Annotated in this window: 26 protein-coding genes and 1 pseudogene; 12 read left to right on the plus strand and 15 right to left on the minus strand. The window is 47.1% G+C overall.

Annotation, left to right across the window (positions count from 1 at the left end; translation table 11 throughout):
• Positions 1–197 precede the first annotated feature (197 nt).
• The gene (gene ileS / locus QUA80_RS11690; RefSeq protein ID WP_333424283.1) at positions 198–3,785 is read left to right on the plus strand and encodes an isoleucine--tRNA ligase; all 3,588 of its coding nucleotides are present in this window, start codon (positions 198–200) and stop codon (positions 3,783–3,785) included.
• Positions 3,786–3,868: 83 nt separating this feature from the next.
• Here the strand turns inward: ileS and QUA80_RS11695 are convergent, their stop codons facing one another.
• The 5 genes from QUA80_RS11695 to QUA80_RS11715 all read right to left on the minus strand — a co-directional run bounded on the left by QUA80_RS11695 (position 3,869) and on the right by QUA80_RS11715 (position 9,016).
• Positions 3,869–4,165: a hypothetical protein gene (locus QUA80_RS11695; protein WP_333424285.1), complete on the minus strand. Its 297-nt coding sequence runs from the start codon at positions 4,163–4,165 to the stop codon at positions 3,869–3,871.
• A gap of 18 nt (positions 4,166–4,183) precedes the next feature.
• Entirely contained in the window at positions 4,184–4,519 is a 336-nt protein-coding gene (locus tag QUA80_RS11700; protein ID WP_333224736.1) for a XisI protein, read from the minus strand.
• Positions 4,507–4,923: a XisH family protein gene (locus tag QUA80_RS11705; RefSeq protein ID WP_333424287.1), complete on the minus strand. Its 417-nt coding sequence runs from the start codon at positions 4,921–4,923 to the stop codon at positions 4,507–4,509. The genes QUA80_RS11700 and QUA80_RS11705 overlap by 13 nt, the downstream gene beginning before the upstream one ends.
• 67 nt (positions 4,924–4,990) lie before the next feature.
• Positions 4,991–5,503, minus strand: a complete 513-nt coding sequence (locus QUA80_RS11710; protein WP_333424289.1) for a dihydrofolate reductase family protein — start codon at positions 5,501–5,503, stop codon at positions 4,991–4,993.
• 66 nt (positions 5,504–5,569) lie between these two features.
• Positions 5,570–9,016 (minus strand): leucine-rich repeat domain-containing protein, encoded by a 3,447-nt coding sequence (locus tag QUA80_RS11715; RefSeq protein ID WP_333424291.1) that lies wholly within the window; start codon positions 9,014–9,016, stop codon positions 5,570–5,572.
• A 192-nt stretch (positions 9,017–9,208) separates the two neighbouring features.
• Here QUA80_RS11715 and QUA80_RS11720 point away from each other — a divergent pair, with 192 nt between their 5' ends.
• On the plus strand, positions 9,209–9,478 hold the full coding sequence (locus tag QUA80_RS11720) for a type II toxin-antitoxin system VapB family antitoxin (protein ID WP_333347729.1): 270 nt from the start codon (positions 9,209–9,211) through the stop codon (positions 9,476–9,478).
• A complete protein-coding gene (locus tag QUA80_RS11725) occupies positions 9,475–9,741 on the plus strand; it encodes a PIN domain-containing protein (RefSeq protein WP_333424293.1) in 267 nt (88 codons plus the stop codon). The genes QUA80_RS11720 and QUA80_RS11725 overlap by 4 nt, the downstream gene beginning before the upstream one ends.
• A gap of 164 nt (positions 9,742–9,905) precedes the next feature.
• Here QUA80_RS11725 and QUA80_RS11730 read toward each other — a convergent pair whose 3' ends face one another.
• From QUA80_RS11730 to QUA80_RS11740, 3 genes are read right to left on the minus strand one after another with little or no spacing between them, the layout of a single operon-like run.
• Complete coding sequence (locus QUA80_RS11730) at positions 9,906–10,118, minus strand: hypothetical protein (RefSeq protein ID WP_333424295.1); 213 nt, start codon at positions 10,116–10,118, stop codon at positions 9,906–9,908.
• Positions 10,119–10,121: 3 nt separating this feature from the next.
• Positions 10,122–10,460: a DUF433 domain-containing protein gene (locus tag QUA80_RS11735; RefSeq protein WP_333424297.1), complete on the minus strand. Its 339-nt coding sequence runs from the start codon at positions 10,458–10,460 to the stop codon at positions 10,122–10,124.
• Positions 10,461–10,495: 35 nt separating this feature from the next.
• Positions 10,496–10,813: a DUF433 domain-containing protein gene (locus tag QUA80_RS11740; RefSeq protein ID WP_333424298.1), complete on the minus strand. Its 318-nt coding sequence runs from the start codon at positions 10,811–10,813 to the stop codon at positions 10,496–10,498.
• A gap of 387 nt (positions 10,814–11,200) precedes the next feature.
• Between QUA80_RS11740 and QUA80_RS11745 the strand changes: the two genes are divergently transcribed.
• Complete coding sequence (locus QUA80_RS11745; protein WP_333424300.1) at positions 11,201–12,085, plus strand: aspartoacylase; 885 nt, start codon at positions 11,201–11,203, stop codon at positions 12,083–12,085.
• Between the two features lie 11 nt (positions 12,086–12,096).
• Here the strand turns inward: QUA80_RS11745 and QUA80_RS11750 are convergent, their stop codons facing one another.
• A complete protein-coding gene (locus QUA80_RS11750) occupies positions 12,097–12,798 on the minus strand; it encodes a phosphatase PAP2 family protein (protein WP_333424301.1) in 702 nt (233 codons plus the stop codon).
• A 160-nt stretch (positions 12,799–12,958) separates the two neighbouring features.
• Here QUA80_RS11750 and QUA80_RS11755 point away from each other — a divergent pair, with 160 nt between their 5' ends.
• Positions 12,959–14,038, plus strand: a complete 1,080-nt coding sequence (locus QUA80_RS11755) for a M23 family metallopeptidase (protein ID WP_333424303.1) — start codon at positions 12,959–12,961, stop codon at positions 14,036–14,038.
• Positions 14,039–14,179: 141 nt separating this feature from the next.
• Positions 14,180–14,761: a hypothetical protein gene (locus QUA80_RS11760; RefSeq protein ID WP_333424305.1), complete on the plus strand. Its 582-nt coding sequence runs from the start codon at positions 14,180–14,182 to the stop codon at positions 14,759–14,761.
• A gap of 187 nt (positions 14,762–14,948) precedes the next feature.
• Here the strand turns inward: QUA80_RS11760 and QUA80_RS11765 are convergent, their stop codons facing one another.
• The gene (locus QUA80_RS11765) at positions 14,949–15,182 is read right to left on the minus strand and encodes a hypothetical protein (protein WP_333424307.1); all 234 of its coding nucleotides are present in this window, start codon (positions 15,180–15,182) and stop codon (positions 14,949–14,951) included.
• Positions 15,183–15,363: 181 nt separating this feature from the next.
• Between QUA80_RS11765 and QUA80_RS11770 the strand changes: the two genes are divergently transcribed.
• Entirely contained in the window at positions 15,364–17,526 is a 2,163-nt protein-coding gene (locus QUA80_RS11770; RefSeq protein WP_333424309.1) for a flavin-dependent dehydrogenase, read from the plus strand.
• A 38-nt stretch (positions 17,527–17,564) separates the two neighbouring features.
• Here the strand turns inward: QUA80_RS11770 and QUA80_RS11775 are convergent, their stop codons facing one another.
• The 3 genes from QUA80_RS11775 to QUA80_RS11785 form a co-directional block, all read right to left on the minus strand.
• Positions 17,565–18,896: a hypothetical protein gene (locus tag QUA80_RS11775; protein WP_333424311.1), complete on the minus strand. Its 1,332-nt coding sequence runs from the start codon at positions 18,894–18,896 to the stop codon at positions 17,565–17,567.
• 279 nt (positions 18,897–19,175) lie between these two features.
• On the minus strand, positions 19,176–19,838 hold the full coding sequence (locus QUA80_RS11780; RefSeq protein WP_333424313.1) for a (2Fe-2S) ferredoxin domain-containing protein: 663 nt from the start codon (positions 19,836–19,838) through the stop codon (positions 19,176–19,178).
• A gap of 73 nt (positions 19,839–19,911) precedes the next feature.
• On the minus strand, positions 19,912–20,157 hold the full coding sequence (locus QUA80_RS11785) for an Asr1405/Asl0597 family protein (RefSeq protein ID WP_333336527.1): 246 nt from the start codon (positions 20,155–20,157) through the stop codon (positions 19,912–19,914).
• A 355-nt stretch (positions 20,158–20,512) separates the two neighbouring features.
• Between QUA80_RS11785 and QUA80_RS11790 the strand changes: the two genes are divergently transcribed.
• A complete protein-coding gene (locus QUA80_RS11790) occupies positions 20,513–21,055 on the plus strand; it encodes a Dps family protein (RefSeq protein ID WP_333424315.1) in 543 nt (180 codons plus the stop codon).
• Positions 21,056–21,203: 148 nt separating this feature from the next.
• Here the strand turns inward: QUA80_RS11790 and chlP are convergent, their stop codons facing one another.
• Positions 21,204–22,424: a geranylgeranyl reductase gene (gene chlP / locus QUA80_RS11795; RefSeq protein ID WP_333424316.1), complete on the minus strand. Its 1,221-nt coding sequence runs from the start codon at positions 22,422–22,424 to the stop codon at positions 21,204–21,206.
• Between the two features lie 223 nt (positions 22,425–22,647).
• On the opposite strand from chlP, the pseudogene yidD reads away from it, so the two are divergent.
• The 4 genes and pseudogenes from yidD to QUA80_RS11815 form a co-directional block, all read left to right on the plus strand.
• Positions 22,648–22,872: pseudogene (yidD, locus tag QUA80_RS11800) on the plus strand (membrane protein insertion efficiency factor YidD); the annotation flags it as partial.
• A 154-nt stretch (positions 22,873–23,026) separates the two neighbouring features.
• Complete coding sequence (locus QUA80_RS11805; RefSeq protein ID WP_333424338.1) at positions 23,027–23,239, plus strand: hypothetical protein; 213 nt, start codon at positions 23,027–23,029, stop codon at positions 23,237–23,239.
• Positions 23,240–23,362: 123 nt separating this feature from the next.
• Positions 23,363–23,755: a hypothetical protein gene (locus tag QUA80_RS11810; RefSeq protein WP_333424318.1), complete on the plus strand. Its 393-nt coding sequence runs from the start codon at positions 23,363–23,365 to the stop codon at positions 23,753–23,755.
• A 636-nt stretch (positions 23,756–24,391) separates the two neighbouring features.
• Positions 24,392–24,535: a hypothetical protein gene (locus QUA80_RS11815; RefSeq protein ID WP_333424320.1), complete on the plus strand. Its 144-nt coding sequence runs from the start codon at positions 24,392–24,394 to the stop codon at positions 24,533–24,535.
• A gap of 5 nt (positions 24,536–24,540) precedes the next feature.
• Here the strand turns inward: QUA80_RS11815 and QUA80_RS33770 are convergent, their stop codons facing one another.
• Positions 24,541–24,672, minus strand: a complete 132-nt coding sequence (locus tag QUA80_RS33770; protein WP_445302230.1) for an IS1/IS1595 family N-terminal zinc-binding domain-containing protein — start codon at positions 24,670–24,672, stop codon at positions 24,541–24,543.
• Positions 24,673–24,777 lie beyond the last annotated feature (105 nt).

Raw genomic sequence — 24,777 nt, forward strand, 5'->3', positions numbered from 1 at the left:
AGAGCTCTACGGATTTGCTTTGCTCAAATGTGCGGTCGATCGCCTATACTAGAATATCTGGTTGTCAGCCCTTCAAGGACGAGAGATGACTAAAGTTGTCACTACAAACTTAATTATGATTATTTAACCGGACTTGATACCATCTCTCAAATAACCGCTAACTACTAACAACTAACTACATAAAAAGTTTGTCAAAAATGGAAGCTAAATCTTACAAAGACACCGTAAATCTGCCCAAAACCAAGTTTGATATGCGCGCCAACGCCGCCAAGCGCGAACCAGAATTGCAAGAATTTTGGGCCGATCGAGAAATCTACGATCGCCTCTCGGAAAATAACCCGGGCGACTTGTTCATCCTCCACGACGGCCCGCCCTACGCTAACGGACAACTCCACATCGGCCACGCCCTCAACAAAATCCTCAAAGATTTCATCAACCGCTACCAAATCCTGCGCGGCAAAAAAGTCCGCTACGTGCCCGGTTGGGATTGTCACGGATTGCCGATCGAACTTAAAGTATTGCAGAACATGAAATCGGAGGAGCGGCTAAATCTTTCCCCGATCGAACTCCGCCGCAAAGCCTCAGCCTTCGCGCAGCAAACAATGGAACAGCAGCGCGAATCCTTCCAGCGCTACGGCGTTTGGGGCGACTGGAAACACCCGTATTTAACTCTGAAGCCCGAATACGAAGCCGCCCAAATCGGCGTTTTCGGTCAAATGGTGCTCAAAGGCTACATCTACCGCGGCTTCAAACCGGTTCACTGGAGCCCGAGCTCGAAAACAGCCCTCGCCGAAGCGGAATTGGAATATCCCGAAGGCCACACGTCGCGCAGCATCTACGTCGGCTTCCACGTGAAAAAACTGTCAAAATCCCTGCAAACGAAGCTCAAGCGCTATATGCCGAGCCTCTGGGCGGCGATTTGGACGACTACCCCCTGGACGATTCCGGCAAACTTGGCGATCGCCGTCAATCCCGAACTGACTTATGCGGTGGTGGAACCGCCGGCAAATTCCCACATCGCGCAACAATTTATGTTAGTAGCTGTCGATGCGGTCGATCGGCTGGCGGCAACTTTTAACACTCAATTAAAAATACTCGCAACCTTCAAAGGCAAAGAATTAGAAGGCTGCATCTACAAACACCCGCTGTTCGATCGCGAAAGTCCGATTGTTGCCGGGGGTGACTACATTACCGCCGATTCTGGTACGGGATTGGTGCACACTGCCCCCGGGCACGGACAAGAAGACTTTATAGTAGGAAAACGCTGCGGTTTGCCAATTTTAACGCCCGTAGACGAGAACGGAAATTTCACCGCAGAAGCCGGACAGTTTGCAGGTTTAAATGTCCTCGGAAATGGCAATGCCGCAGTGATTGATGCCCTTGCAGAAGCAAATTGTTTGATTAAAGAGGAAAGTTACGCTCACTCTTATCCTTACGATTGGCGCACGAAAAAGCCGACCATTTTTCGGGCGACGGAACAGTGGTTTGCCTCCGTTGAAGGGTTCCGCGATGAAGCCCTAAAAGCGATCGCCGGTGTGAATTGGATTCCCGCCCAAGGGGAAAATCGGATTACTGCAATGGTGGGCGATCGATCGGATTGGTGTATTTCTCGCCAGCGGACTTGGGGCGTTCCCATTCCCGTATTCTACGACGAAGAAACCAACGAACCGCTGTTAAATGAAGAAACCATCGCCCACGTACAAGGCATCTTTGCCGAACGCGGTTCGGATGCTTGGTGGGAATTGTCGATCGATGAATTGCTGCCGGAATCTTACCGCAACAACGGTCGCACTTACCGCAAGGGCACAGACACGATGGATGTGTGGTTTGACTCCGGTTCTTCCTGGGCCGCAGTTGCCAAAGGTCGATCGGAATTAAACTATCCTGCTGATATCTATTTGGAAGGTTCAGACCAACACCGCGGCTGGTTTCAATCCAGCTTACTTACCAGTGTAGCTACTAACGGCGTTGCTCCTTACAAAACAGTTTTGACTCACGGTTTTGTGCTAGATGAAAAAGGCCGGAAGCAAAGCAAATCTCTAGGCAATGTCGTCGATCCGGCAGTCGTAATTAATGAATATGGAGCCGATGTTTTGCGGTTGTGGGTGTCTTCGGTAGACTACTCTGCAGACGTGCCTTTGGGCAAAAACATTCTCAAACAGCAGTCGGATGTTTACCGCAAAATTCGCAATACAGCTAAGTTTTTGCTGGGCAATTTGCACGACTTCGATCCGGCAAAAGATGCCGTTGCTTACGAGGAACTGCCGGAACTCGACCGCTATATGCTGCACAGAATGGGCGAAGTTTTTGCGGAAGTCCAAGATGCTTTTGAAAGCTTCCAATTTTCCAGATTTTTCCAAACTGTGCAGAATTTTTGCACGGTGGATTTGTCGAATTTTTACTTGGATATTGCCAAAGACAGACTTTACATCAGCGCGACAGATACCCGTCGCCGCCGCAGTTGTCAGACGGTGATTGCAATTGCTGTGGAGAATTTAGCAAGGGCGATCGCACCTGTTTTGTGTCACATGGCTGAGGATATTTGGCAGTACCTTCCCTATCCGACTCCTTACAAGTCAGTATTTGAAGCCGGCTGGGTGCAAATTGATGCTTCGTGGCACAATCCAGAATTGGCGGCGCGCTGGCAGTATTTGCGACAAGTGCGCGGCGAAGTTAACAAGGTTTTGGAAAAAGCCCGGATTGAAAAGGCGATCGGTTCTTCTTTGGAAGCTAAGGTTTTATTGTACGTTCCCAATGTTGAGAAAAGAGAGCAATTGCAAGCTTTGAATCCCAGCAGCGAAGAATTGGTGGATTACGTGCGATCGCAAAATTCAGTCATCGAGTTAGCCGCAGAGGAGAAAGCAAAAGCAGCACAAGATCGACAGGAAGAACAGGCGGCAAAAGTTGCTAAAGTCTTGACAGAAAACACAGTTTATGTTGAGGCAGAAGCGATAGAAAAGGGCGATCGATCTTCTGAGATCGTACAGTATTCCGCCCCTGAACCGTCGGCTTTAGATTGGCAGGAAATCTTAGATCGAAGCATCCAGTTTGTGGCGGATCTGCCTGAATACGCGGGCAACTTTTTTACAGAATACCAAAAAGTTTTGGTAACACTTGGGCTGTTAGCCTCTGTGTTAGTAACGGGCAGAGTAACGCTGGCGATTTTGGATACGATGAATCAGATTCCGCTGTTGGGAGGCCTCTTTGAAGTCATCGGCATCTTATTTACAATCTGGTTTGCTTTCCGTCACTTGTTGTTTGCCGCCAACCGTCAAGAAATTGCAGAACAAATTGAATTCCTGACAGCAGATGTGGTGGGCAGGAGTACAGCGCTTGTACTTGCAGAAACAAAGGCGATGGTACTGGCACCGGCATTAGATACAGCGCTTGTGCTTGTAGAAACACAGGCGATCGCACAAACAGCCCCAGCCGAAAAAGTGTTTGTAGAAACACCCCAAATCCCGCAAGCAGAATTAGTTGCGATCGAACCGGAACCAGAAATTCCTGCTGAAATAGCTGCAGGGCACGATTCTACAATGACCGGCAACGGTGTAGACGAACTGCGGTATTTGTTCATTACTTCGGAAGTGGAACTGGTAGAATCGAATGCAATCCTGCAGGAATTGCCGTACAGTTATCAGTCTCCCGAGTTGGCGATTGGTGTAGTGAAAGCAGACGGTGAAAAGTGCGATCGTTGCTGGAACTACTCTACTCACGTCGGAGAGTCGATCGAACATCCGCTAATTTGCGAACGCTGCGTGTCAGCAGTAGACGGCAAATTCTAACGTAGGCTGCGCTTCGGGAAAAATTTTTGAGTTTGTGGTAGCCACATTCACCCCGAAGCGCACCCTACAATAACTTCATTTACTTATTTCTGATTAAAAAAACGGCAGACGATTTCACCAGGGTTGTTTTGTCCAAACGCCAAAACTGTGCCATCTTTTTTAACTGTAGTGCGATCGCGGCAATTGTAGACTTCCAGAGGCTGTTTCACTCCGTCAACACTAAGAATTACCCTGTATTCCCAATAATTTTTCGCACTGCGTTTGATATTGACAATGCAAATCTCGCGTCCTCGATAATTGCGGCATACAGAGGCGTCAGCAGGAAGCGCCACCCAGAAAAAAGATATTAATAACAAAAAGTAGCAAACACATTTCATCATCTGCGATCGCATTTTCCTTTACGCTACTCCGAACCCAGTATGCGGACGCTTGTAAGGCGGATGCAACCCCAACACAATATCCTCCTCAGACACTCCCATCTCCACAAATTCCCGTGCAATATCCACTTCTGTCATATTGCGCTGAATCCAAATTTTGCTATCCTTAATATCCAAATGAATGAAACAGTTGTATATCCGCTTTAGTCCCTCCCAGCCAACATCTAGTAACTGATAGTGGTCATGTTCCCCATCAAAAACAAGCTGGCATTCAACATCTGAATTAGGCTTTTCTATCGTTGCTTGTTGAGTTAGCAATTTGCGGATACACTGGCGGTAATGCTCTACTCTTTCCATTCCACAATTACCTCCTTTTGCGGATCGTAAACGACGAGTTTAATTTGATACACATTGACCGCTTCTTGTATAAATGACTCTTGAAAAAACGATTTAAAAGTATCAAAGGGTACTGCTAGATACAGTGTTCTGTCCGGTTCTTTGATTTGTAAGGCAAGCCGATAATTCAAAAATTGACCAAAGGCGAGATGAAAGTCAGTAATTGCAGAGTTGTTGAGAAAGCTTTTAATTTTAACAGCAATTTTTTGCCCTAATTTTTCCGCAGCCAAAATCTTCTCTGCGGCTAAATCAATCTCAAACTTAACGCCCTGAATTTTGACGATCAGCGGATCTGCGGTGATTTCCCACTCCTCCTTCTGAAGCGCTTTTTTTACAGCATCGTGAAATAAATCTCTAGCAGCCATTTTTCCCTCATACAGCTTCTATATATATCTTATAGCAGCCAAAGCGCACAAGCTGCTGCGATCGCCCTCAAGTCGCGACATCATAAGATAGCTGAACCATACCAGAACTGTATGTCTGACAGCCAGTTAACTGTAAAGCTGTAGTATTTATGGGATTAGCAAATAAAGGGATTCCCTCGCCCAAAATAATCGGGTGTACCGAGAGAATCACTTCGTCAACAAAATTTTGATTCAGGAAATCGCGAATCAGCAGAGAACCTCCCACCAACCAAATATTTTTGCCGTCCAGCAAGCGCAAGTCATTGACAAAACTCTCTAAATTTGTTACTATTTCGACATCTGAAGTGGCTTTAAAATCTAGATTTTTCGTAAAAACATAACTCTTTTTTTCCTGGTACGGGTACTCGCCAAAAGTTAGAACTTGTTCGTAAGTTTTCCGACCCATGAAAACTGTATCGATGCTATCTAAGAATTTAGTATAACCGTAATTTTGGTCTGTAAATAGCCAGTCAATATCGCCATTTGAGCGAGCGATATAACCGTCCAGACTAGATGCAATGAATAGTACAATTTTCCGCATGGCAACACCGAGGTTTGTGGAATGATTGGGGTGATCATCGCCCCAATCACCTTAATTTTAAATGATTTAGCGTCCTAACGGTAGCTTGAGTTCGATACCCACTTTCTCGCCTAAATCGATCGCCTTGTGAGCAAAGTCAACAGCACCTGAGATACCAACTCCGATCGCAGTACCCGCCGCTACAATAGCTTTTAAGCTTTTCTTTAATCTGGCTTTATTCCATTGGCTTTCCGGTTTCTTAATTTCCGCTTCGACATCTTCAATATCGATAATTATCCCCTCGCGGATGTCTTCGGGAAAGTGCTCGGCGGTTTCACGCATCGAGGAAATCAGTTTCAAAAGTTCTGCCGTATTGGCATTATTGTTTTGCACTGATTGATTGCCGCCAACTTCGGCACTGTTCGACGAACCGCCGATATTGCCGGAAAAGTTAGCACCTTGAAAAGCACCTTGAAAGTTGTTGGTTTCAGAAGAATTTTGAGTCATTTTTGCTTCGGCTTTATTATTAATCGGTCTGCTAGCGAGTCGTTTAGCGATATCTACAATGTCATCATATTCTCTTCCGTATTTTTCATCGCCCATTTGGTTTCTGCGCCGAAGTTCGATCGACTCATACCCATCCAGCAACTGCCGCAAATCGAGTTTGAGTTTAAGTTTGCCGACGCGCACTGTATTCTCGCCCATATCCTCCAGCCCTAGCAATTCATCATAATCCAGCGGATCGGCATCGGGATAACCGGGAATCGGCACCCATTGACTGATTTCCAGATTGGCAAAAGAATTGTGGATTTTGGTAAACGTATCGCGGATCATGCTGAGGAAAGAACGCCGCGTCGATTCCCGCCCGCTAACAGCAATAAAAATTTTCTCATCTTCCGGGTCAGATTTGATCCGGGCGATGTTGTACACCTCAGCGCCTTCCCTGTACTCCAGCATAACCCCCGTGCGCCAGTGGGTGCAGTTGTGGATTTTCTCGTGCATCAGGACGATGAAACGCGAGAGGATGCTGTCGGGGAGGATGCGGTAGTGATATTGAAATTCCAGGGTTTCGCCTTGAAGTTTGGTGTTTTGCGGTTCCTCTTTGGGCAAGATGCCGGGGATGAGGAAAGTCGGCGCGGGACAATGGCTGACGGGGAAGCAGAGTTCAAATTCGCCCATCAACCCGGTGAGGCAGTGGTAGCGGTGGCTGGGATATTTATTTGAGTCGAGGATGCGGCTGAGTTCGGCGTAGGTGAGAATGCCTTTGGTTTTGACTTTGAGTTTCTCGTCGCTGAGGAGGGCATAGATGCCTTCTGTCACCCAGTGGGGATTGAGGATGTTGGTGGATTGCAAAATCGGATGTTCGCGGAAGTTGAGGACAATGCCCAGGTTGTGCAGCAGTCCGATTAGTTGGGTTTGGTCGGTTTCTTCAAAGATGTTTTCTTTGGCGCAGATGGTGGCGTATTCGCTGATGCTGATGATGTCTTTGTCGAGGTTTTCCAGGCGCTGCTTGACTTGGAACCAGCTTAGCGGCAAAAGATCGTAGACTTCTTTGAGTTGGGAGATTTCCGTGTGGATGGCGCTGCGGAGTTCCTCGATGCCGGTTCCGCTTTGGCAGGAGGTTTCGATAATCGCTTTGATGTTGGGATACTTGTCGCGCAACGCTTTGCGGTTGAGATCCAGGGGTTGTTCGTCGCATTTGTTGCCGACGATGATGACGGGGGATGCGTCGCCGAAGCTTTCGATCAGTTTCAGCCAGTATTCGAGGCGGTTTTCGTCTTCGCTGGTGCGGCAGTTGCACACGAGGAGGTAGAGGCTGCGTTTGGTAAGAAAAAATTGGTGGGTGGCGTGGTAGATTTCTTGTCCGCCGAAGTCCCAGACGTTGAGTTTGACGGATTTGGTGTTGACTGTAATTTTCCAGTCTCTGATGTTGAGTCCGTGGGTTTGAGACTCGTTGGGGTTGTATTTGTTGTCGATGAGGCGGTTGATCAGGCAGGTTTTGCCGACGCTGCCTTGCCCGACGAGAAGGACTTTGGCTTCGTTGAGGGGGCGGACTTCGCCGCTGCGGAGTTGGCGGAGGTAGTTGAAGATGGCGGTGGGAGTGCCGGGGGCTTTGTAATGTTGAGTCGGCCCTAGAATTTCTGGAGAAATGGGCAGGGGATTGCAGCGAAGGTCGAGTTTTTCAAGTTTTGGCAGTGTTTCCAAGCATTCCGGAATCTTTTCAATCTGATTTTTTCTGAGGTCAAGTCCTGTCAGATGGGACAGTTGGGCGATCGCGTCTGGGATGGAGGTAATCTGATTGTCACTGAGGTAAAGTGCTGTCAGATTCGACAGTTGGGCGATCGCATCTGGGATGGAGGTAATCTGATTGTCACTGAGGTCAAGCCGTGTCAGATTCGACAGTTGGGCGATCGCATCTGGGATGGAGGTAATGCGATTGTTCCAGAGGGAAAGCTGTGTCAGATTGGACAGTTGCCCGAACGACTCTGGGATGGAGGTAATCTGATTGCCACTGAGGTAAAGTCCTGTCAGATTCGACAGTTTGCCGATCGCATCTGGGATGGAGGTAATCTGATTGCCACTGAGGTAAAGTGCTGTCAGATTCGACAGTTTGCCGATCGCTTCTGGGATGGAGGTAATCTGATTCTCACCGAGGTTAAGCTGTGTCAGATTCGACAGTTGCCCGATCACATCTGGGATGGGGGTAATCTGATTGTTATGGAGGTGAAGCTGTGTCAGATTCGACAGTTGGGTGATCGCCTCTGGGATGGAGGTAATCTGATTTTCACCGAGCCAAAGCTCTCTCAGATTCGACAGTTTGCCGAGCGCCTCTGGGATGGAGGTAATCTTATTGTTATTGAGGTGAAGCTGTGTCAGATTCGACAGTTGGGTGATCGCCTCTGGGATAGAGGTAATCTGATTGCTACCAAGGTAAAGCTCTCTCAGATTCGACAGTTTGCCGAGCGCCTCTGGGAGGGAGGTAATCTTATTGTTATTGAGGTAAAGCTTTGTCAGATTCGACAGTTGCCCGATCGTCTCTGGGATGGAGGTAATCTGATTTTCACCGAGCCAAAGCTTTGTCAGATTCGATAGTTGCCCGAGATCCCCTGGAATTTTGGTGATCTGATTGTCACTGAGGTTAAGCTCTGCCAGATTCGACAGTTGCCCGAACTCCTCTGGGATCGCTGTTAAACCAATCCTGGTTAAATTTAAACTCTCTAATTGCTTCCTTTCCAGCAGCAATTCTGGCATCGTTCCGAATGGATTGCCGCTGAGGTCAATCGAGCGCAAATTCCCCAGCGCTCGCAATTCCTCCGGCAGTGTTCTTAATTGATTGGTGATTAGTTTCGCACTGTATTTACCATCACACCATTCCCAATCTTGTGTCTTCTTCCCCAACACCAACGTCTCAAGCTGCGTACACTTGCCAATCTCCGCCGGCAATTCCTCCAAGTCGAGCCCCGACAAATCCAGTTGGGTCAATTTTTCCTCGGCTACTTGGTCAATTCGCCGCACTGCTTCCTCTCGCGTCATGCCCTTTGTCTCTCGGTAGGATTCATTTTATTGTGACAGGAATTTTTGCTTGGTGGGGAGTTGCCCGCGCGTCACAATCAAAGAAACCGGTTTTTTTGTTTTCTACACTGTCATGCGTCTTCTGGGCAAAAACCCGGTTTCTGAGCGAGACATCACAACTATAATAAAATAACCGTTAAAAGAGGAAAGCCAATGGTGACGAGCCTGAATGTGGATACGGCGCTGCTGCAAGAGGCGATCGAACTTGAGGGAGAAATTGAGATCGAGACTCTAGTTGAAATCGCCTTGCGCGAATACATTCAACGGCGCAAACAGCCACAGAATCTCGAACTTAGCTTTGGAGAATCTCTCAGTGCATTTCGTGAAAAATATCAACTGCACGAACTGGGTTTAAATCCTGATGAAATTTGGGGAGAGGTTCGCGATCGAACTTTTGCAGGACGCGAGGTCATCTTTGAATGACGCTGCGTTATTTACTCGATACCAACATTATCTCCGAACCTGTTCGTCCTCTTCCGAATGCGAATGTGATGACTAAACTAATTGAGGCAAAATCCACGGTGGCGATCGCCTCGATCGTTTGGCATGAAGTTCTGCTGGGCTGTTATCGAATGCCAGATTCTAAGCGTCGCAGTGCGATCGAAGCTTATCTTCAGGAAGAAGTAAAAGTAAAATTACCGATTTTGCCCTACACCCAAGAAGCCGCTGAGTGGTTGGCCGCATAACGAGCAAGACTCATCCCGATCGGGCTTACACCGTCTTATGCTGATGGGCAAATTGCAGCGATAGCTAAAGTCAATAATTTGATTCTGGTGACACGAAATGTTGCTGATTATGCAAACTTTCAAGACTTGGCAATCGAAAACTGGTTTTCTTAAACTTAATCGATTTAATCATCTGTATGATGAGAAACAATAATGCGATCGATTTCTTCGCGGTGGCGATCGTAATAACGCCAAGCATTAATCTCCGGATCGAGAGTGCTTTTTGGGGGTGTACCAATTTCGCCCACTGACCAAACTACTAAATCAGGGCGTTTTTGCCGAAGTTGTGTAGCATAAATGGGCGTAACATTCTCGTCCATTAAATATTTCAGCGCCATCGATCAAGCACCCTGGATAACAGATTGTCTTTCCCGTTCAGCTTTCAATTTTCGCAATCTTTCCGCAGCGGGATGAGGATTTGCTGCTTGCAGCTTTCGCTGTTGATGCGACCATTCCAACCAATCTTGCAAATATCTACTTACTGATTCCTTGTTCAGCAAATAATATAAAATAGTCGTATAAACTTCTGCTAAAGTTAGAGATGGATAGAGTTGCTGAATTTCTTCGGCGGTGCGTTCTCGATACAAATACTCATACAGCACCGTCTCAATCCCGATGCGATGTCCTTTAATCCGAATATCATCCGCTGCTAAGAAATCAAAATACTCATTCAGTCCCATATCAAAAACCCCTCTTTTAGCTATCTACTATTCTACTATTCGGTTCGATCGGAAACAATAATGCGATCGATTTCTTCGCGGTGGCGATCGTAATAACGCCAAGCATTCTCTAAATTGCGATCGTCCAAGACTGGATAATTCCGAAGTAACTCAGCCTCATCAGCGCCCTGTTGGTGAAGCGAAACCAGTGTCCAAACAGGAATGCGGCTGTTGCGAATCCGGGCATTTCCTCCACAGACTCCAGGCGTAATCTGAATCGCCCTAGCTGAGAGTTTTTCTTGAAGCAGCAAACTCTCTTCAGGTGTCAGCGACTCAATGACTTGAATTAAGGAGTCAACCAACTGAATGTTCATAGCTGGTAATTTACAGAATATATAATAGCGCGATCGCTCAAACTATCATAGCAAATTTCCCCAGCACCAACCTTTCAAGCGGAGCGCACTTGCCAATCTGTGGCGGCAATTCCTCCACAGATTGGCAAATCGAATTCTGTCTGGCCTTCATCTGGGGCTTTGTCGATTAACTGCAACAACTCCTCTGGTGTCATATCCTTTATCTTTCGGTAGTCTTCATTTTATTGTGACAGGATCGGATAAACTGGGTTTCCAAGGTCTGCGCGTGATACCTATTTACTTAAACTTTAGCTAATCTCAATATAAACACACAATCAACCTCAATCTGATGTTTTTTACCAACAGATGACAAATGGTGCTACGCTTGGGATAGGAAGTTATTTGTTTATGAACCAAATTAAACGTGTTGCCATAGTGGGAGGAACCCACGGAAACGAACTCACAGGAATTTACCTAGTGAAGAAATTCGATCGCGCGCCAGAGTTAATTGGGCGATCGACTTTTGAAACTATGACTCTGCTAGCCAATCCCAAAGCTTGCGAAATCGGGACGCGCTACGTCGATATCGACCTCAACCGCTGCTTTCGACAAGAAGATTTAGAAAATCCCCATCTCTCCAGCTATGAAGCCCAGCGGGCGAAAGAAATCTACGGCATTTTTAGCTCAAAAAACACTCATCAGCCCAACGTAATTATCGATTTGCACAGCACCACCTCCAACATGGGGCTAACTTTTATTCTCGCCAGCCATCATCCATTTAACCTGCAACTAGCAGCTTATTTAACCTCTGTGCATCCCCACCTCAAGCTACTCGCTTCGGCAACCAAGAGTCATGATAGTAATTTGCTGCGATCGCTTTCGGAATTAGGCGGTACGCTGGAAGTTGGTGCAGTCCCGCAAGGCATATTAGATGCGTCTTTATTTCAGCAAACTGAGCAAGTTGTGGGCACGATCTTAGACGGCGTAGAAGCCTACAATCAAGGCACAATGCCTGCTGCAAAGAATCCCCTGACTATTTATCATACCATTGGGGCGATCGACTATCCCAGAAACGAAAACAGAGAAATTCAGGCAATGATTCATCCTCACCTGCAATCCAGAGATTATCAAGCCCTGAATCCCGGCGATCCGATGTTTTTGACCTTTGATGGCGAGTCGGTATTCTATGAAGATAAATCGACCGTATATCCAATTTTTATTAACGAGGCAGCTTACTACGAAAAAGGAATTGCCATGTGTTTTACCCAAAAGCAAATAGTCAGTCTTGAGTAGAAATTTAAAAATTATTCTTGAGAATTGTCCGGTGACAAAAACTCTTCTTTAGAAGCTGTAGTCAAAGAACGCAATTCCTTCCATATTTCCAAACTGAGAATACAGGTGATCAGCCACACCAAACCCGCCGTATAACCAGCAATAACATCGGTAGGCCAGTGAACTCCTAGGTAAAGCCTGCTCAAACCAATAGCAGCAATCAATACAACTGTCAAGCTGTAAATCAACCAGCGCTGCTTGGGAAAGCGGGAACCCAAGAAATATCCTAGCAAACCGTAAATAACCATTGAAATCATCGCGTGTCCGCTAGGAAAACTGTAAAAGCGAACGTCAACAACGCGCTCCCAAAGTTGAGGTCGAGCGCGGGCAAAAAGTGTTTTTAACAGTAAATTTAAACCGATCGCTCCCCCAGCCGCGATCGCAATAGTTGCAGCTTCCGATCGGTGATTGCGCGCTAGCAAAACAATACCCAAGGTCAGACAAATCACTAGCAGCAACTTCGGTTCGCCCAAAAAGGTAAAGCCCAGCATTACTCGATCGCCCAGCGGAGTGTGCAATTCCCTCAGAGCTAGTAAAATAGAGGTATCGAAAGCGTAACTTTCTTTTTCCAACACCTCTTCGGCAATAGTGGCAAATCCCCACATCGCCAAAGCCGCCACAGCCAGCCCGGCCAGCCGAATTATCGAAATGAGCGATCGAATTTTAGAGCGCATTCTTGAAATAATTGAAATTTTAAAAGTTCAAACTCAAAATAATACAACAAATATAGGAAACGAAACAGCCTGACCCATCGTCTAGATTCTAGAGCAACTCTATTCTGAATGATTAATTGATTTTTCACTACCCACCTCAGCTTTTACATCCAATCGGCGAATGACTATACTCTCCACAAAACACATTTCTGCAATTTTGTTGACCGTGGGATTGACAAGCCTGTCTAGCTGTGGTAAGACAACCGGAGTCAATGCCCCGATCGCCGAAGCCAACACGATCGCGCAGCGTCTCGTTTCGACCGCAGTCGCCCAAAAGCCCAACAACCCGCAATTCGGCCAGCCGATCGACTGTACCCTAGGCAAAGACTGTTTTGTATTGCTGTATTTCGATCGAGAACCCGGCCCCACCGCCGTCGATTTTGGTTGCGGGCGCCAAACCTACGACGGCCACGACGGCACAGACTTTGCGATTCCCGACGCCAAAGCAATGGCAAAAGGAGTGCCAGTTATTGCCTCCGCAGCAGGCAAAGTTTTGCGATCGCGAGATGGTGTGGTCGATCGGCGTTTACAGAACGATACAGACAAAGCCAGCATCGCAGGTACAGAATGCGGCAACGGCATGGTAATCGACCACGGCGGTGGTTGGGAAGCCCAATACTGCCACCTCCGCAAAGGCAGCGTTGCCGTCAAACCCGGTACGCAGGTACAAAAAGGCACTTTTTTGGGCATGGTGGGAAACTCTGGCATGGCCTCTTTCCCCCACGTACACGTAACTTTTCGCTATCAAGGCAAACCCGTAGATCCCTTTGTCGGCCCCGACGCGAAGGTAGGCTGCAACATCGCCCGCAATCCAATTTGGGACAAGCCTCTAGACTATATTTCTACAGGTTTAATTCGGGCCGGTTTTGCCAATAAGGCACCCGATATGAACGCTGTCTGGGAAGGACAATTTTCCGAGACTCAACTCCCTGCAAACAGTCCAGCTTTGTTGTTTTGGGTGCAAAGTTACGGAGTGCTCAAGGGCGATCGCGAACAATACAAATTATTTGCACCCAACGGCACAACCATCGCTGACCAGACCAACGAAATTAAAGCCCCCAGCCGCACTTGGTTGGGCTATGTCGGCAAAAGAAACAGTACGAATTCTCCTCTGATTCCCGGAGTTTGGCGGGCCGAATACCGGTTGACGCGGGGCGATCGAGTTTTGGCAGAAGTCAAGCGAGAAGTTGAGTTGCGTTAGTTGCCAAGTTACTCATACGAAATTCCTTTGAAAACGAGAATCAAATATGTTAAAATACCAACAATATTTTTTCATTTTTGAGGGTCAAGTTTTCCAGATATCGGAATAAGAATGTCATACAGCCAATTCACAAACCTAGAAATGATTGAAACCAACTTTGGCATAACCATTGCTGACAAAGTTGGTATTTTTGCCGATTTACCAGACGCCGAGTATAGCGAGCTTCTCAGCCAAACTCTGCAAGAAAACATTTCTTTGGCTTTAGCAATTAATACCGAAAAAGCTCGCTCCGAATTAATTGTCGCACCTATTTTAGTAGAACTTAGAAAGCAGTTTAAGTATCAAATTAGCTTTTTTTCAGGAAAAGAGTTTAATGTAGATTTAGAAAAAGGATTAACGAGTTTCTGTGATTTTATGATTAGCCGTTCTCCCGAACAACTGCTAATCAAAGCCCCCGTGGTCGCCTTAGTAGAAGCTAAAAATGATAATATCCAAGCTGGGCTGCCACAATGTATGGCAGAAATGATTGCCGCTCAAATCTTTAATGAAAGAAGAAACAATAATATTCCCGAAATATATGGAGCGGTCACAACAGGGACAAATTGGAAATTTTTACGGCTTAGCAATCAACTTATGGAAGTTGATTTAAATGATTATTTTATTGATAACATTAGTAAAATTATTGGCATCTTAAAAAATTCGATCGATGCAGCTAACCTATGAAACTGGAAGCAAATTTATGAAATTTGCTCAATATAGATAAATTTAACAATAACTTAACCATAATTTTTACAAGAACGCAAATTCTCCGGCACAATGTAGCTTTCGTCAGCTTGTTGTCGCCGGTTCGATCGCTCATCCTTCCGCATCGAACGCGATCGTTCGGGAGGGTGGTTTGGATGGGGACAATTTAGGGCAAATTGTTCCAAGCTTGAGCCACAATCTCGCTCAGCCATAGCCTTTGAGGCAAATCGAGCAGATTGTCGTCGGCGAGCAACTCAGCCTTTAACTCATCCAAAGACTGAGACCGCGATCGAGCTATCTGAATCACACCCGCGATCGCCGACGCCACCAATTCTTCATTCAGCGGCTGCTGTCGCAAAGCAATCATTTCTTGAGGATTCGTAGGAATGGGATAATTCATAGGAGTGCATACCGAAGGGAGTAGATATTCAGCCGCTGTGGGGCTTCCGGCTAATCAGCTAAAAATCTGAGAACACTGTAAACTTATTTAAAACTAAATAAGTATTCGGGAGTATAACTTACTTTGCTCCCTTGTCAACTCCCTCATCTTTATTAATTTATTCTGAATAGAGACCCTAATCATGCAAGAAATTCTTTATCTAGAAGTCCCGACACCGGATACAGCAGCCGTCTGCACTTGGTTGCAGCACGAATTCGATCCGGGAATCGGAGAAAAAATTATTACTCCTGACGGTTTTCGGCTGCTGTCAACCGCAACAGCAGCCGAGGTTGTGTTGTCGGGAACTCAAAATGCCAATCCAAAACCCGCCTTCGCTAACACCAATTCAGAAAACGACAATTCCCGATCGACAGAACTTTCCCTCTTTGTCTGGTCAGTACAACGCACAACTTATTTAAAAGTCTTTCGTCTAGAAGACGCGCCCGTTGGAGAAAGAAAGTTCCTGCAAGCTCTGAATCTTGCTGTGAGAAACAAGTTTCCCGATCGCTACCCGGAACCCCCTGTGATAGACCTCTCCAAACAGTCAATTTTTGACGCTCTTGCCCCCTATTACCCCCTGACAGTCAAATATTTCCAAAAAATGCCTGAAGGCGAATACGACCTCAAGCGCGTCTACTGGTGGGAGCAGCGTTGGCGCGAAGGCACTCGCAATCCTCAAACGCCAAAACAAGTAGTGTTTTTGAAGGAAGAGGGAACAGGGAAGAGGGAAGAAGGAAGAAGGAAGAAGGAAGAAGGAAGAGGGAAGAAGGAAGAAGACACGATTTCGGTGTCCGATTCTGGCGATACTTTTTACGACTTAATTTATATTGGCGGGGCATTGGGAGTGATTCACGCCGCAGTCATGGCGAGATTGGGCTACCGGGTGCTGCTAGTTGAGCGAATGCCTTTCGGGCGGATGAATCGCGAGTGGAATATTTCGCGCGACGAAATTCAAAGCTTAATTGATTTGGGTTTATTTACTGCTGCGGAAATCGAAACTTTGATTGCCCGAGAATATAAAGATGGCTACAACAAGTTTTTTGATGCTAACAATCCGCCCGTTGCTCAAGCACCTATTCTGCACACGCCGAAGGTGCTAAATGTAGCTTTGGACAGCGAAAAACTTCTCTATTTGGCGGGAGTTAAGCTAACAGAAGCTGGCGGAGAAATATGGGATGAAACTGAGTTTATTAGAGCTGATGTTGAAGCGGAAAAAGTAGTATTTCAGGGCCGCCACTTGCCCACCAAAGCCGATCGCGCAGCATTAGGACGGCTGCTGGTCGATGCCATGGGTTCGGCTTCTCCCATCGCTTGGCAGTTGAACGGAGGGCGGACTTTTGAGAGCGTTTGTCCGACAGTGGGAGCAGTCATCGACGGAGGATTTGAGCCGGGAGTATGGGATTCCGAGTACGGGGATGTGCTCTGCAGTCACGGCGACATTTCCCGGGGCCGCCAGCTCATTTGGGAGTTATTTCCCGGCGCAGGCACAGAACTGACAGTTTATCTATTTCACTACCACCAAGTACATCCCGAGAATCCCGGTTCTTTGCTGGAAATGTACGAGGATTTTTTCGCAATTTTACCGGAATACCGCCGCTGCGATGTCGATAAATTGGTGTGGAAAAAGCCGACTTTTGGTTATATTCCCGGGCATTTTAGCACCAACAGCAGCGATCGATCCGTGGCGATCGATCGCCTAATCTCGATCGGCGACGCAGCATCCCTGCAATCTCCCCTCGTTTTCACTGGCTTCGGCTCTCTAGTCCGCAATCTTTTCCGCTTAACAGACCTTTTGGATACAGCATTAAAGCACAATTTGTTGAGGGCAAATCACTTAAACCAAATTCGCGCCTACCAGAGCAATGTTTCAGTAACTTGGCTGTTTTCTAAAGGCATGATGGTTCCTACGGGTCTTAGTTTGCCACCTCAAAGAATTAATTCAATTCTCAATACCTTTTTTGGTATTTTGGCAGCGCAAAAACTCGCAGTAGCCGAAACTTTTATTAAAGACAGAACCGACTGGCTAACTTTCAACCGACTGGCGATCGAAGCAGCCGGAAAAAACCCTTCTCTACTGCTGTGGATTTTAGATTTTGTCAGCTTGGGGGATATTTGGCGCTGGCTGGGAAGTTACTTGAATTTTACTCTGCTGGCTTTGGCCAGTTTCCTCTTCGGATGGCTTCCCAGCTTCGCCCGCAGCGTACAGCCTTGGTTGGAGCCCCGGTATCCGGCTGTTTGGCTGTGGCTGTTGGCTACCAGCTACGATCTCACCTACGGCATGGGAAAGGGGAGAAAAGAGTGTTGAGTTTTGAGTCAAAACTCAACACTAGCAACTTCAGTTCGCTATCGAAAACTCGGCAATTCAATTTCAGCTAGCGATCGACGTTTTTTAGAAGCCCGCAGCGGACTGGCAATCAAGGTCAGCCAGTCGGGTTGGGCGACTGCTGTAGTTTTGGTCACACTCGATCGCACTTCTTGAATCCCAAAGGTTTCAACGGAGTTCAAAATTTGAAAAGCCCTGGTCAATTCTTGGGTGTCCACTTTGGTAGCAGTTTCGGGTTCAGACTCCGCCACCGGCATTTCAGGTTCCGCAACCGCAGGGGCCGAGTCAGTTGCCGGCTCATGAGGCTGGTAGGTTTCGATCTCCTGCAATTGAATAACCGATACTTTGGCTAATTTGTTGACTTCCATATTGGCTGGGGATTCAGGCTCGATCGCATCGACAACAGCCGCTACCTCTGGATGCTCTTCTGATTCCGACCAAGGTTGGACAGGGGAAGCGTTGAAGGCTGGCGGCAGCGGAACTTGAGAGCTTTTAACCGCCGCCAGCAATGATTCTAATTGGGCGCTGGCGGTATCGGGAGCACTCTCAGGCGGCTGGATAATCGGCGACTTCACCTGTGGTCTCTCCAAACTTCTTTCCAAGGCAGCTTTGAATTGCAGGGTGTGGCGCTGCTGGCGGTGCAAGCGGGCTCGCAATTCCCTGCAAATATTTTCTGTGGTTACTAACTGGTGTAACTGTTCGTTGTAGCGCTGCACAGTAGACGCACATTCTCGCTCAACAGTCGCTAGCCTGACTTGGCTGGTTGCCAACTGACTTCTTAAATTTTCGACTAAAATTTCTTGACTTTGGAGGGTTTGATGGGAAACTTCCACTTTCCCAAAAAGCCGCGTCAATTGTTCTTGAGTATTTTCTAGTTCTGCAGTCCGCTGTTCTAGCAAAGTTTCGCGATTCTGCAAGGTTTTTTGGGACTCTTCGAGAGCTGCTTCTAGCTGCGCGATGCGCTGCAAAAGGTCGCGGTTGCATTCGTGCAGCGCTTGCATGAGGGTGACTGGGGTCGATCCTTTGCCCTGACGCTGTTCGGCATTCCCAAGCATATTTTTTAGATTGTCTGAAATCGGGGGCGAGCCCGCCTCAGTCGGCTGTGTCTGAGATTGCGAATTTTTTGTTTCAGGTTGTGTGGGAATTGCATCTACGCCGATGGCGTTGGGAAAATCTACTGTTTGCCAGTCTTCTTCTGGCTGTTGGGGAACGGTTGCGGGAGTGTCTGTCGGATGGGGGGCGATCGGCTCAAAACCCCCAGCATCAGCAATATTTGACTGCAATGGTTCGGTATTGGATGGAACAGCAGGGTGCGGTTGGTGCTGATGGGCTCGAAGATCAGCTTCTGACATGGCTTTTTATCCCAATAGTCACAGGGTCTGTGATACAGTCTATCCTTAGAGATTCTACAGAAGAAAGCCCCTAAGTGACAGTTGTTGTCATTTTTCCTGTTTTTTCGGACAATAGCCTCTGAATCGAGTGGCGCGATCGAACTACAACCCGAACTCGAATTAAGGCGTAAGATGCGCCTGCGATCGCCCTACAGACGTGAGTTTTTGGCCCTGAGTCCTATCCTGTCAAAATAATTTTTCCCGATTTCTAACGCACTGTTTCGGTATCCCGGCGATCGCCTAAGCTTTAACAACTGCACAATGTTTGTCAATAATTGCTGGAACTTCTGCCGGTGCAATGCGACTGTAGCGAGTTTTGTCCGGCATCACAACTATATTTGGGCCTGCTTTACACTGTTTGAGACATCCGGTTCCCTGTACTGTCACTTGGTCTTCTAAACCGCGCGCATTCAAAGCATTTTCTAAAGCTTTACAGACTCCTCCAGCGCCCCGCTTCTGGCAGTCTGATTTTTGACATACTAATATTTTGGTTTGGGTTTTTGCCCGAGCTTTTACAGTTTGAGCTGCTGCGGGAGAGGTGACTTGGGTTTTGCCGGTCGCGCGATCGTCGGATGTCCATACCGCAACAGGCACATTGGTGGAGTCGAGGTGTTCGTGCGAGCGATCGTCGTTGCCCTGAGCCAGCTTGAGGCTGCGAGCTTTAAGTTTTATTTTACCGTTTTTCAAGTTGAGTTCTTTCTCACCTACAATTTGAACTTTCAACCCGGGCGTCAAAATAGGTGACAGAAATGACCGCAATTCCTTGCAAAGTTTAACAAGATATTCTACTCCGCGATCGCTACTAATTCGCAAATATTTAAGTTTACAGCCATCTTCAATAATCAGGCCGAGGATTTCTCCCTCTAAGTAGAATTCGGAAACGTGCTTGCCAGATTTATACATCGTTATAGCTCCTTTAAATCAGTTACATCCGTTACATTTTGTACGCTGCTCTTTCTCTAACTTCCTGCTTCCTTTACCCCCTTTGCCAGCAGCACTCCAGCCACTGCACGAGTTCGCCCCGAGGGGCGCTGACTTGCCTCAACACGCTCTTTAATTGAGCAGCTTGTTTGACAGTGTTGACTTTTGCCCGCAAAGGTTGGTCAACCGCACACCAGCAGGGAATTTCTAGCTCTTGCAAGCGTTTGTAAACTTGCCACCTATCTAGCCAACTAACTTGCACAATGTCACAAACTTCTAATTCTGGATCTGCTGGATTCATTTTTTGACAACAGTAATAATTTGCATTAATTTTTACCCTGACTGATAGCGGGCAGAAGTTAAAAGCTAGATTTCTGAAGAACCTCAAGGATTATCAACAGCCCTTCCTAAAAAATTTTGCCTTTTGCCCTATGCCTTCTGCCTTCAGAAGGTTCGCCCCGCTTTCAGGAAGCGTTCAGAACGAGCATCTTGTTAAAGCATAACCCAACTGCTAATTATTCTCAATAGGTTTCCCAAAAAAATTTCCTACTCTACAAAATCTTCTACTATCGAGGCAGACCCTGCTTGACGGGTAAATCTAGGGTGCTAGACTGACTCTATTGGCAACAAAACTGCCTATTGAGAGGAGAACACACATGGCTGAGACTCAGAGTGCATTGAGACCGTTTGGCCACATAGCCGAAAATCCTGTTCTACTTGAACATTCAGTCACAGCACCGATTTGTGAAGGGATGAACGCGCTGCTGGCCAGTTTTCAGGCTCTATACCTGCAATATCAAAAACATCATTTTGTGGTGGAAGGGGCAGAATTTTACTCCTTGCACAAATTCTTTGAAGAAAGCTACGGAGAAGCTCAAGATAGCGTCCACGAGTTGGGCGAACGGTTAAACGGGTTGGGCGGCATACCAGCAGCGGGTTTTAGCAAGTTAGCCGAACTTTGCTGTTTCGAGCCGGAACCAGACGGCGTGTATTCTTGCCGCCAAATGCTAGAACACGATTTGACGGCGGAACAAGCTATTATAGGTTTGCTGCGCCGTCAAGCAGGACAAGCAGAAAGTTTGGGCGATCGAGCTACCCGCTACCTCTACGAAAAAATCCTGCTGAAAACCGAGGAACGGGCTTATCACATTTCCCACTTCCTCGCCCCCGATACCTTAGTGCAATTCAACTTGAACTAACAATTCTTCTTCTGGCTCTTCCTTAGCAGACGTGGCACAGGCGTCTCGCCTGTGAATTTTGACAGTTTATTATCTTAGCTGTAAAAAAAAGCGAGCAGTTTTGTGACTGCCCGCTTTTTTTATACAAAGTTAGTTTAAAACCAGGGAACTAAGGCGCTAAAGCATTGCCGCGCAACAAGCTACCAATGGTTTTGGCGGTAATCTTCATCTGAATGAAGGGATTGGCCGGTACCACTGTTTTATACAAGTAGCTATCGAATGTGAGTTTCTGCACGTCGCGATCGGCACACATTTCCACAAAAGCTTCGCGAGTAGCGTCGGAACGGTAAAACACGCGCTGCAAAATGTCCAGAACTTTGTAAGTAATGCCGTAGGCTTTATCCCACCGCTTCAGGTAAAGCTTGATTTCCTGTTCAGTAGGAATGCGCGCGCCTTTATTGGAAATCTCCACAATAGTTTCGGCGCACATCCGGCCAGACTTGGCTGCAAAATAGATACCTTCGCCGGAAGACTTGGTAACGTAACCTGCGGCATCGCCTACGAGAGCAACTCGACCGACAACCCGGCGGGGACGCGGATGTTCCGGGATGGGGTGAGCTTCTACTTTAATAATCTCACCGCCCATCAGTTTTTTGGCAGCGCGGGCGCGGACTCCTGCTTGCAGCTTTTTGATATCGGCTTGATTGACTTTCATCGTGCCGGTACCGACGGCTACGTGGTCGTATTTGGGGAACACCCAAGCGTAGAAGTCGGTAGATACGTCGTTGCCGACGTACATTTCGGCTAAATCTTCGTAGTAAGCCATTTTATCTTCTGGCAGGCGGATTCGTTCTTGGAAGGCGATCGCATAATTGTAGTCGCCAGCGTCGATCGCCTTTGCTACGCGGGAGTTAGCGCCGTCAGCCCCAATTACCAAATCCACCTTCAGAGTTTTCTGAATTCCCATGGCGCTGCCGTCGGAGTGGTCGGCGTAGTGGAGAATGTAGGGGTCGGTGTTGTTTGAAGGAATCTCTAATTTGTGAACGGTGCCGTTAATCAGTTTTGCACCCAAGGAAGCTGCACGATCGCGCAGGAAGCCATCGAGCACTTCGCGGCGGCACATACCGATGTATTCATGTGCGTTTTCAATATTGATGTCCACCTCGACGTTGGAGGGGGAGATCATTTTCATTTTTCTGACTTGGCGGTCAATAATATTTTGCGGCAAGTCAAATTCGCTGACCATGCACAGGGGAATCGCCCCGCCACAGGGTTTCGCGTTGTCTAATTTACGCTCGAATAGGTATGTTTCGATTCCTGCTTTTACCAATGTTTCGGCGGCGGAAGAACCCGCAGGGCCTGAACCTACTACTGCAACCCTTAGTGTCAAAGCTTTTCTCTCCAGTTTTTTACTATAGGCATTACTCAGGTGTGATGGTATCACGGAGTTTGGATGCGGTGGCGTGAAGCAGGGAAGATTTCAATGAAATGAAACAGAGCTTAACAGTTCGATACGAAAATCGGGTTTGGGGCGATGGTTCGGGCGCAGGGAATTGTTGAGCTGTTGGTTGTAGTTGTTAGCAGGAAGGAAATATATAACGTATGGGAAACCAATGCAAACGCCTATCTTTGATGCAGCCCTCCGACACTTAGCTGTAGCTTCTATTAGCGGATACCAGAAACACATCTCGCCGAGAAAAGGGTTTTCTTGCGCTCACCGAGTGCTGTACGGGGGGGAGTCTTGCTCGCAGTATATCAAGGGCGCGATCGCCAAATTGGGCTTGTTTGGGGCGATTAAAGCATCGCGCCGCCGGTTTGCCGCTTGCAAGCGCGCGAATCAAATCTTGAAAGCCCGGTTTAGCAGTCAATCTGGCAGTGAAGACTCCAATTTCGAGGGTAACGACGAACCAAAATCCGATCGACCAAAATCTCAGGGGGAAACTCCTCGCAGAAGCTCTCAGGGTGAAAATTACTGTATTGAAGGGCTAGATTGTGGAATCTCGGAATGTTTTTCGGGACTCGATTGTAGCGGTGCGGATTGTTGTGGACTCGATGGTGGCGGCGCGGATTGTTGTGGACTCGATGGTGGCGGCGCGGATTGTTGTGGACTCGATTGTAGCGGCGCGGATTGTAGTTGACTCGATGGTGGCAGCGCGGATTGTGGCAGTTGTTTCTAGTTTTACTCCCCAACCGCTCTCCAAATAGGTAAATTTTTTTTACTAAATGTACGGGAATTTTCAGAGGGTGCGATCGCGATTGTCGATCGAACGCGGTGCAATAAGTTACATTTAAGTTACGTAAAGTTCCTATATAAAATTTCAAATTCCTATGCTCGGTAATTTTCAACAAAGCAACCTGCGGATCGAGCTTGAAGCTTCCGAAACAGCGATTAGAGACAGCTTGTTGCGTCCGAGTCAATTGCAGCAGTGGCTGTGGCCGCAGCAGTTGTCTAGCGGTTTGCCAGAAGAATTTTCTCGAGGTTTGACCTTTACGACTTGGCTGGGCCCCGTGGCAGTTCAGCATCACGTTGATACTGCTGAGCACAATTGTCTGCGGCTATTATTGAGTCAGGGCATTGACGGATTCCACGAGTGGTATTGGGGCGACGGTTGGGTGCAGTCTCGGTTGGAGGGAGTGTCCCTGCTGCCGCTAAATTTGGGGCAAACCGCTAGTTTACTGCGGCTGCGGGAGTTTGTGGTCCGCAAGGGTAAGGGGAAGTAGATAAATCACTCTCCAAAATCATTAGAACAAAGCCTGGTACTCCTGCATAGCAACGAAAAATTCTCAATCCTTTTAGGGATAAAGAAGCGTTGTAATGATGAATAAAATACCACAAGACTCTCACACGATTGGAGAGCTTTTTAGATTAGGAAAGACTCTTTCTTACAACAATAGCAAGATATCCTCTAGATCGGGGAGTTCTTGCATCTTTCGATATCAGAAGTTTTGCCCGTATCTTTCCCGACAGATTTGTGTCGGTCGCGAGGCAAAACTTTTTTATATGCGACCCAAAAATCTGTATCAGAGACGGCACATTGTCTGTAAACATGGGAGAGAATCCGACAAACCTTTAGCACCCATTTCAACTCGACTTCCTATATATAGCCATCCTCGCATCATTTGTGAATTTCTTGCTCCATCCCCGCGAATTCGGGAAGGGTTGGGGTGGGGTAAAAACTTTACGACTCATGTAGGATTGCTATAAACCCCTATAATTTTTTTGGTTAAGGCATCAATTGGCAGCTATTTTCACTGCTTGTTAGCCTTAGGGTTTACGAAAAACTACATTTCATCACCTTGGATTGTTAACTTGCCTTTTTTTTACTTTACTTGAACTTGCCGGAAGGCTGATGCTAATTGTTGAAAAAGACAGAGTATTGCAAGCAGCGGGGCTACACTCCCGTGACTTTGACGATCGCGGCTCAAGATATTTTTGATAATAAAAGCCGATCGATCAATTATTTGGTTTCTTGTCAAATCGGTCGATCTCTGGGCTTTTGAGCAAACTACCTGTGACCGTCTATACATGGAAAATTTTGCTGACCGCTGTGGGTGGAGCCATTTTTAACGATGTTTGAAAAACCGCAAGGGGGACAATTTATGGAATTGAGAATTAACCAGGTTGAGATATGTAGCATGATAACTCCTTACCCTTAGTCTGCCAGACCACCTGAAAGCCTGTTCGCTGCCGAAAAACTAAGAGTGTGTTATAAAAACATAATTTGTTACTTTCTAAAGCGCTA

It is taken from the genome of Microcoleus sp. F4-D5 (assembly GCF_036704885.1).
GTDB lineage: Bacteria > Cyanobacteriota > Cyanobacteriia > Cyanobacteriales > Microcoleaceae > Microcoleus.

What these genes read in the sequence shown, in the direction of transcription:
- ileS (WP_333424283.1), top strand. Translation starts at nt 198, where the DNA reads ATGGAAGCTAAATCTTACAAAGACACCGTAAATCTGCCCAAAACCAAG.
- QUA80_RS11695 (WP_333424285.1), bottom strand. Translation starts at nt 4,165, where the DNA reads ATGATGAAATGTGTTTGCTACTTTTTGTTATTAATATCTTTTTTCTGG.
- QUA80_RS11700 (WP_333224736.1), bottom strand. Translation starts at nt 4,519, where the DNA reads ATGGAAAGAGTAGAGCATTACCGCCAGTGTATCCGCAAATTGCTAACT.
- QUA80_RS11705 (WP_333424287.1), bottom strand. Translation starts at nt 4,923, where the DNA reads ATGGCTGCTAGAGATTTATTTCACGATGCTGTAAAAAAAGCGCTTCAG.
- QUA80_RS11710 (WP_333424289.1), bottom strand. Translation starts at nt 5,503, where the DNA reads ATGCGGAAAATTGTACTATTCATTGCATCTAGTCTGGACGGTTATATC.
- QUA80_RS11715 (WP_333424291.1), bottom strand. Translation starts at nt 9,016, where the DNA reads ATGACGCGAGAGGAAGCAGTGCGGCGAATTGACCAAGTAGCCGAGGAA.
- QUA80_RS11720 (WP_333347729.1), top strand. Translation starts at nt 9,209, where the DNA reads ATGGTGACGAGCCTGAATGTGGATACGGCGCTGCTGCAAGAGGCGATC.
- QUA80_RS11725 (WP_333424293.1), top strand. Translation starts at nt 9,475, where the DNA reads ATGACGCTGCGTTATTTACTCGATACCAACATTATCTCCGAACCTGTT.
- QUA80_RS11730 (WP_333424295.1), bottom strand. Translation starts at nt 10,118, where the DNA reads ATGGCGCTGAAATATTTAATGGACGAGAATGTTACGCCCATTTATGCT.
- QUA80_RS11735 (WP_333424297.1), bottom strand. Translation starts at nt 10,460, where the DNA reads ATGGGACTGAATGAGTATTTTGATTTCTTAGCAGCGGATGATATTCGG.
- QUA80_RS11740 (WP_333424298.1), bottom strand. Translation starts at nt 10,813, where the DNA reads ATGAACATTCAGTTGGTTGACTCCTTAATTCAAGTCATTGAGTCGCTG.
- QUA80_RS11745 (WP_333424300.1), top strand. Translation starts at nt 11,201, where the DNA reads ATGAACCAAATTAAACGTGTTGCCATAGTGGGAGGAACCCACGGAAAC.
- QUA80_RS11750 (WP_333424301.1), bottom strand. Translation starts at nt 12,798, where the DNA reads ATGCGCTCTAAAATTCGATCGCTCATTTCGATAATTCGGCTGGCCGGG.
- QUA80_RS11755 (WP_333424303.1), top strand. Translation starts at nt 12,959, where the DNA reads ATGACTATACTCTCCACAAAACACATTTCTGCAATTTTGTTGACCGTG.
- QUA80_RS11760 (WP_333424305.1), top strand. Translation starts at nt 14,180, where the DNA reads ATGATTGAAACCAACTTTGGCATAACCATTGCTGACAAAGTTGGTATT.
- QUA80_RS11765 (WP_333424307.1), bottom strand. Translation starts at nt 15,182, where the DNA reads ATGAATTATCCCATTCCTACGAATCCTCAAGAAATGATTGCTTTGCGA.
- QUA80_RS11770 (WP_333424309.1), top strand. Translation starts at nt 15,364, where the DNA reads ATGCAAGAAATTCTTTATCTAGAAGTCCCGACACCGGATACAGCAGCC.
- QUA80_RS11775 (WP_333424311.1), bottom strand. Translation starts at nt 18,896, where the DNA reads ATGTCAGAAGCTGATCTTCGAGCCCATCAGCACCAACCGCACCCTGCT.
- QUA80_RS11780 (WP_333424313.1), bottom strand. Translation starts at nt 19,838, where the DNA reads ATGTATAAATCTGGCAAGCACGTTTCCGAATTCTACTTAGAGGGAGAA.
- QUA80_RS11785 (WP_333336527.1), bottom strand. Translation starts at nt 20,157, where the DNA reads ATGAATCCAGCAGATCCAGAATTAGAAGTTTGTGACATTGTGCAAGTT.
- QUA80_RS11790 (WP_333424315.1), top strand. Translation starts at nt 20,513, where the DNA reads ATGGCTGAGACTCAGAGTGCATTGAGACCGTTTGGCCACATAGCCGAA.
- QUA80_RS11810 (WP_333424318.1), top strand. Translation starts at nt 23,363, where the DNA reads ATGCTCGGTAATTTTCAACAAAGCAACCTGCGGATCGAGCTTGAAGCT.
- QUA80_RS33770 (WP_445302230.1), bottom strand. Translation starts at nt 24,672, where the DNA reads ATGCTACATATCTCAACCTGGTTAATTCTCAATTCCATAAATTGTCCC.